Here is a 2,273-nt window from a genome sequence, read left to right as displayed (position 1 = left end):
GGAGGTACATATGAGAAGTATTAAATACTTAGCTTTGTTGTTTGTTATACTCTCCATGCTTATTCCTACAGTAGCAACTGGACAAGAGCGATTCACTGACGTTGGTTCAGATTACTGGGCAAAAACAGAAATTGAATTTTTAGCACATCAATCAATTATTGGTGGGTATAATGAGGGCACCTTTAAACCTAGTAACAATGTGACTCGTGCCCAAGCTGCAATAATGATAGCTGCAGCACTAAGCTTAGATTTAGAAAACAGACCATCTCCTAACTTTACTGATATCTCTACAGATTTTCACGCTTATGATGTCGTAGCAGCAGTAGCAGATGAAGGGTTTATAAATGGGCGTGATGGACGATTCATGCCAAACGCTCCTCTTACTCGTGGTCAGATGGCTGCTATCCTTCAAAGAGCATTTAACCTTGAAGGAACAGTAGATAAAGGTTTTAATGACATTAGCTCCGATCACACTCTTTATAGCGAGATTCAAGCGCTAGCAGCTAATGAAATCACAACAGGTTATTCTGCAGATAACACATTCCGTGCGTATAATCCAACGACAAGAGCTCAGTTTTCCGTATTTTTAGCTCGTGTTTTAGACGAATCATTTAAACCAGATAATAGTGCTAAAGATGGGGATTTAGAAATACATCATATTGATGTTGGTCAAGGAGACTCCACACTAATTATTACACCAAACGACGGGTCAACGATTCTTATTGATGCGGGAACTCAAACAGCGGGTCAAAGGGTAGTGTCCTATCTTAAACAAGCAGGTGTTTCTACTATTGATAAGTTAGTTATCACACATGCACATGCTGATCATGTAGGGGGAGCTGTACAAGTAATGCAGAATTTTAATGTTGGACAGGTACTTGATTCGGGAATACCACATTCAAGTCAAACATATCTAAATTATTTGCAATACATTGATAACAATGATATACCGTTTCATGTGCCAACACCAGGTGAGCGAATCGGTATTGATCCTGCTCTAGATATTGCAGTTGTAAACAGTGGAGAAGAGAGGGATAGTTTAAACAATAGTTCCATAGCGCTCCATGTAAATTATAATCATTTCTCTTATCTAACCACTGGTGATGCAGAATCTGCAGCTGAACAACGAATGGTTGATCGTTTTAATTTAAAAAGTGATGTGTTAAAAGTTGGCCATCATGGTTCAAACACAAGCTCTAACCAATTCTTCTTAAATGAAGTTCAACCAAAAGCTGCAATAATTAGCTATGGCGAAGGAAACTCATATGGACATCCACATAGTGAAGTTATTGATCGGCTTTTAAACAGTGGGGTAGAAAACATTTATTCAACTGCTGGCGGACCTGTTGTTGTAACAACTGATGGTCAAGACTTCCAAGTTGAGGGGGGTAATTCTATTCTTCCTTATGAACCAAACGAGCCAGTTGAACCACCTCAAGAGAATAATTCCTATCCAATTAATATCAATACTGCTGATTATCAGACACTTCAACATATTACAGGTGTAGGGCCTTCAATCGCTCAGAGAATTATTGATTATCGTGATACAAATGGTTTATTCAATAATATTGAAGAAATCATGAATGTAAGTGGAATTGGACAAACTCGATTTGAACAAATGAAAGATCAAATTACTGTGTAGGAGGAATGAGTGTGGCTAAATACACACTGGATAGAATTGTAGACGGTCAAGTGGCCGTCTTTCTCCTTAGAGATGACGAGTCAATTCAAAAGGATATTCCCATTGAACAATTGCCTTCTAATGTGAAGGAAGGCGACATTTTAGAAATCCAATTTAATGTTGATGGGTCAATCAAAAAAGCAAACGTATTAAAAAAGGAAACAGATGCTGCTATAGATAAAGCTAATTCTTTGTTAGAAAAATTGAAAAAGAAAAACCAAAAATAGTCCACTTCGGTGGGCTATATTCTTTCTACGCTTTTTAAACAATCAATTTTGACATATGTATATTCATCATCATCATCATCGGTAACAAACTTTATCTGCTTCAATTGCAAATCTACTCGATCTACAAACCCCACAAATTCATGATAAGCCCAATTATCCCAATAGATAACACGTACTTCTAAAGTATGGTTTAGTGCATCCATGACCACATAACCGATTTCCTCCAGTTCTTGCTCATCTAGTTCATGCTTTTTCACTTTCTTTTGATCTACTTTCCGTTGACGAATCAGAGCAACATGTTCGGGCAGCATCATTCTAGAGCCTTCCCACTTTTTGTTAGACCCTTTGGTCACTTTTGTAATCCT

General features: G+C 37.6%; 3 protein-coding genes. 2 read left to right on the top strand and 1 reads right to left on the bottom strand.

Annotation, left to right across the window (positions count from 1 at the left end; translation table 11 throughout):
- A partial coding sequence (locus tag BLT_RS0116020; protein WP_236611104.1) for an S-layer homology domain-containing protein occupies positions 1-1,642 on the top strand: 1,642 nt, incomplete at its 5' end.
- 11 nt (positions 1,643-1,653) lie between these two features.
- On the top strand, positions 1,654-1,908 hold the full coding sequence (locus BLT_RS0116015; protein WP_017728784.1) for a DUF3006 domain-containing protein: 255 nt from the start codon (positions 1,654-1,656) through the stop codon (positions 1,906-1,908).
- Between the two features lie 14 nt (positions 1,909-1,922).
- On the opposite strand, the gene BLT_RS22165 is transcribed toward BLT_RS0116015, so the two are convergent.
- Positions 1,923-2,273, bottom strand: a 351-nt coding sequence (locus BLT_RS22165; RefSeq protein WP_017728783.1) for a YolD-like family protein, incomplete at its 5' end; no start/stop codon positions are given.

This window comes from Halalkalibacterium ligniniphilum (assembly GCF_000334155.1).
Taxonomy (GTDB): Bacteria; Bacillota; Bacilli; order Bacillales; family Bacillaceae_D; genus Halalkalibacterium; species Halalkalibacterium ligniniphilum.
The sequence above is the reverse complement of the archived record's forward strand: the minus strand, read 5'-3'. Positions and strand labels throughout refer to the sequence as shown.